Here is a 5,053-nt window from a genome sequence, read left to right on the forward strand (position 1 = left end):
GTTAGTCCGGCGGTGTCCTACTCTCCCACAACCCTTCGGTTGCAGTACCATCGGCGCTGTCAGGCTTAGCTTCCGGGTTCGGAATGGGACCGGGCGTTTCCCTGACGCTATAACCACCGAAACACTACGAAACAACACACACAGTTTGTTTCACACAAACGGTGTGGTGTTTCAGAGCTGTAGAGTGGATGCGTAACATCTTTGTGGGCAAGTCCTCGGCCTATTAGTACCAGTCAACTCGACAACACATTACTGTGCTTCCATTTCTGGCCTATCAACCCAATGGTCTGTTGGGGGCCTTAACCCACAAGGGGTGGGATACCTCATCTTGGAACAGGCTTCCCGCTTAGATGCCTTCAGCGGTTATCCCTTCCGAACGTGGCCAACCAGCCATGCCACTGGCGTGACAACTGGCATACCAGAGGTTCGTCCGTCCCGGTCCTCTCGTACTAGGGACAGCCTTCCTCAAGTATCCTACGCGCGCGGCGGATAGGGACCGAACTGTCTCACGACGTTCTAAACCCAGCTCGCGTGCCGCTTTAATGGGCGAACAGCCCAACCCTTGGGACCTACTCCGGCCCCAGGATGCGACGAGCCGACATCGAGGTGCCAAACCATGCCGTCGATATGGACTCTTGGGCAAGATCAGCCTGTTATCCCCGGGGTACCTTTTATCCGTTGAGCGACACCCCTTCCACCAGGTGGTGCCGGATCACTAGTCCCGACTTTCGTCCCTGCTCGACATGTCTGTCTCACAGTCAAGCTCCCTTGTGCACTTGCACTCAACACCTGATTGCCAACCAGGCTGAGGGAACCTTTGGGCGCCTCCGTTACTCTTTAGGAGGCAACCGCCCCAGTTAAACTACCCATCAGGCACTGTCCCTGAACCAGATCATGGTCCGAGGTTCAGATTCCCAATCCGACCAGAGTGGTATTTCAACAACGACTCCACCAACACTAGCGTGCCGGCTTCACAGTCTCCCACCTATCCTACACAAGCCGAACCGAAAACCAATACCAAACTATAGTAAAGGTCCCGGGGTCTTTCCGTCCTGCCGCGCGTAACGAGCATCTTTACTCGTAGTGCAATTTCGCCGGGCCTGTGGTTGAGACAGCCGGAAAGTCGTTACGCCATTCGTGCAGGTCGGAACTTACCCGACAAGGAATTTCGCTACCTTAGGATGGTTATAGTTACCACCGCCGTTTACTGGCGCTTAAATTCTCAGCTTCACCCCCGAAAGGGTTAACCGGTCCTCTTAACGTTCCAGCACCGGGCAGGCGTCAGTCCATATACATCGTCTTGCGACTTCGCATGGACCTGTGTTTTTAGTAAACAGTCGCTTTCCGCTGGTCTCTGCGGCCACCCATCCCTAGCCTGCAAGAAGCTTCAGGATGTTTGGCCCCCCTTCTCCCGAAGTTACGGGGGCATTTTGCCGAGTTCCTTAACCACAGTTCACCCGATCGCCTTAGTATTCTCTACCTGACCACCTGTGTTGGTTTGGGGTACGGGCCGTGCACGCACTCGCTAGAGGCTTTTCTCGGCAGCATAGGATCACTCTACTTCACCTCAATCGGCTACGCATCACGTCTCAGCCTCATGAAACACGGATTTACCTATGTTTCGGCCTACACGCTTACACCAGTACTACCACTCACTGGCGGAGCTACCTTCCTGCGTCACCCCATCACTCGACTACTACGGAATCAGATCCCACGCTCCACAACACCACGCCACCCCGAAGGGCTTTGCGATGCGCTTTGGGTGGTTAGTATCAACCGCCTCATCCTGGGCGCACGTGCTCGGGTACGGGAATATCAACCCGTTATCCATCGACTACGCCTGTCGGCCTCGCCTTAGGTCCCGACTTACCCTGGGCGGATTAGCCTGGCCCAGGAACCCTTGGTCATCCGGCGGCAGAGTTTCTCACTCTGCATTCGCTACTCATGCCTGCATTCTCACTCCCACACCCTCCACGACTGGCTTCCGCCGCCGCTTCCCTGGATGCAGGACGCTCCCCTACCCATCCGTGCGACTGGACACTCCTTCACGAGAAGAGTCGATCTATATGCACGAATGACACAGCTTCGGCGATGTGCTTAAGCCCCGCTACATTGTCGGCGCAGGACCACTTGACCAGTGAGCTATTACGCACTCTTTCAAGGGTGGCTGCTTCTAAGCCAACCTCCTGGTTGTCTGGGCAATCCCACATCCTTTCCCACTGAGCACACACTTGGGGGCCTTAGCTGGTGTTCTGGGCTGTTTCCCTCTCGACGACGAAGCTTATCCCCCGCCGTCTCACTGCCACACTCTCACACCACGGTATTCGGAGTTTGGTTGATTTCGGTAACCCGGTAAGGCCCCTAGACCATCCAGTAGCTCTACCCCCGTGGTGAAACATGTGACGCTGCACCTAAATGCATTTCGGGGAGAACCAGCTATCACGGAGTTTGATTGGCCTTTCACCCCTACCCACAGCTCATCCCCTCAGTTTTCAACCTAAGTGGGTTCGGCCCTCCACGTCGTCTTACCGACGCTTCAGCCTGGCCATGGGTAGATCACTCCGCTTCGGGTCTAGACCACGCGACTGGAGACGCCCTATTCAGACTCGCTTTCGCTACGGCTACCCCACACGGGTTAACCTCGCCACGCAGCACTAACTCGCAGGCTCATTCTTCAAAAGGCACGCCATCACCGTAAACATCAAAGATGTTGCTCGGGCTCTGACGGCTTGTAGGCACACGGTTTCAGGTACTCTTTCACTCCCCTCCCGGGGTACTTTTCATCTTTCCCTCACGGTACTAGTCCGCTATCGGTCTTCAGGAAGTATTTAGGCTTACCGGGTGGTCCCGGCAGATTCACAGCAAATTCCACGAGCTCGCTGCTACTCGGGAACACCAAACAAACAATCCACAACGTGTTTTCGCGTACGGGACTCTCACCCACTCCGGTCCACCATCCCAGATGGTTCCACTAACACGCGCGATCATTCCGAGGACTGTCAGATCCTCGACGCTGGGTCCCACAACACCACACACACAACGCCTGACAGCTTGACATGTGCATGGTTTAGCCTCTTCCGCTTTCGCTCGCCACTACTCACGGAATCACGGTTGTTTTCTCTTCCTACGGGTACTGAGATGTTTCACTTCCCCGCGTTCCCTCCACACACCCTATATATTCAGATGCGGGTAACACCACATAACTGGTGCTGGGTTTCCCCATTCGGAAATCCTCGGATCACAGCTCGGTTGACAGCTCCCCGAGGCATATCGCAGCCTCCCACGTCCTTCATCGGCTCCTGAAGCCAAGACATCCACCATGTGCCCTTAACAACTTGACCACAAAGATGCTCGCATCCACTCTACAGTTCTCAAACACCACACCAGAAACAAACAGCTCCCGGGACTGTGTCCAGCCCCTCGGCGTGTTGCCTCAGGACCCAACAGNNCCTGGCCACCCCATCGTTCTGGTTCCGGGTATCCCGGGAACGATGGATGTGTTGCTCCTTAGAAAGGAGGTGATCCAGCCGCACCTTCCGGTACGGCTACCTTGTTACGACTTCGTCCCAATCGCCAGTCCCACCTTCGACCACTCCCCCCGCTTACGCGGTTGGGCCATGGGCTTCGGGTGTTACCGACTTTCATGACGTGACGGGCGGTGTGTACAAGGCCCGGGAACGTATTCACCGCAGCGTTGCTGATCTGCGATTACTAGCGACTCCGACTTCACGCAGTCGAGTTGCAGACTGCGATCCGAACTGAGACCGGCTTTAAGGGATTCGCTCCACCTCGCGGTATCGCAGCCCTCTGTACCAGCCATTGTAGCATGTGTGAAGCCCTGGACATAAGGGGCATGATGACTTGACGTCATCCCCACCTTCCTCCGAGTTGACCCCGGCAGTCTCCCACGAGTCCCCGCCATGACGCGCTGGCAACGTAGGATAAGGGTTGCGCTCGTTGCGGGACTTAACCCAACATCTCACGACACGAGCTGACGACAGCCATGCACCACCTGTACACCAACCACAAGGGAAGCCCTATCTCTAGGGATGTCTGGCGCATGTCAAGCCCAGGTAAGGTTCTTCGCGTTGCATCGAATTAATCCACATGCTCCGCCGCTTGTGCGGGCCCCCGTCAATTCCTTTGAGTTTTAGCCTTGCGGCCGTACTCCCCAGGCGGGGCGCTTAATGCGTTAGCTACGGCACGGACAACGTGGATGTCGCCCACACCTAGCGCCCAACGTTTACAGCGTGGACTACCAGGGTATCTAATCCTGTTCGCTCCCCACGCTTTCGCTCCTCAGCGTCAGTATCGGCCCAGAGACCCGCCTTCGCCACCGGTGTTCCTCCTGATATCTGCGCATTTCACCGCTACACCAGGAATTCCAGTCTCCCCTACCGAACTCAAGTCTGCCCGTATCGCCCGCACGCTCCACGTTAAGCGTGGAGTTTTCACGAACGACGCGACAAACCGCCTACGAGCTCTTTACGCCCAATAATTCCGGACAACGCTCGCACCCTACGTATTACCGCGGCTGCTGGCACGTAGTTAGCCGGTGCTTCTTATCCAGGTACCGTCACTTGCGCTTCGTCCCTGGCGAAAGAGGTTTACAACCCGAAGGCCGTCATCCCTCACGCGGCGTCGCTGCATCAGGCTTGCGCCCATTGTGCAATATTCCCCACTGCTGCCTCCCGTAGGAGTCTGGGCCGTGTCTCAGTCCCAGTGTGGCCGGTCACCCTCTCAGGCCGGCTACCCGTCGTCGCCTTGGTAGGCCATTACCCCACCAACAAGCTGATAGGCCGCGGGCTCATCCTGTACCGCCGGAGCTTTCCACTTCCACAGATGCCTGCAAAAGTCATATCCGGTATTAGACCCAGTTTCCCAGGCTTATCCCAAAGTACAGGGCAGATTGCCCACGTGTTACTCACCCGTTCGCCACTAATCCACCCCGAAAGGCTTCATCGTTCGACTTGCATGTGTTAAGCACGCCGCCAGCGTTCGTCCTGAGCCAGGATCAAACTCTCCAACAATGTCAAATTTGATCGAGGCAAAT

Annotated in this window: 3 rRNA genes; all 3 read right to left on the reverse strand. The window is 56.2% G+C overall.

Annotated elements, in window-relative coordinates:
* Nucleotides 1-4 precede the first annotated feature (4 nt).
* A 5S ribosomal RNA gene (rrf, locus tag AVL48_RS21440) occupies nucleotides 5-121 on the reverse strand.
* A gap of 82 nt (nucleotides 122-203) precedes the next feature.
* Nucleotides 204-3,341 (reverse strand): 23S ribosomal RNA (locus tag AVL48_RS21445).
* A gap of 170 nt (nucleotides 3,342-3,511) precedes the next feature.
* Nucleotides 3,512-5,030 (reverse strand): 16S ribosomal RNA (locus AVL48_RS21450).
* The 16S, 23S and 5S rRNA genes sit together here, the layout of an rRNA operon.
* Nucleotides 5,031-5,053: the final 23 nt, after the last annotated feature.

Origin of the sequence: Amycolatopsis regifaucium (assembly GCF_001613935.1) — a bacterium.
GTDB classification, from domain to species: Bacteria; Actinomycetota; Actinomycetes; order Mycobacteriales; family Pseudonocardiaceae; genus Amycolatopsis; species Amycolatopsis regifaucium.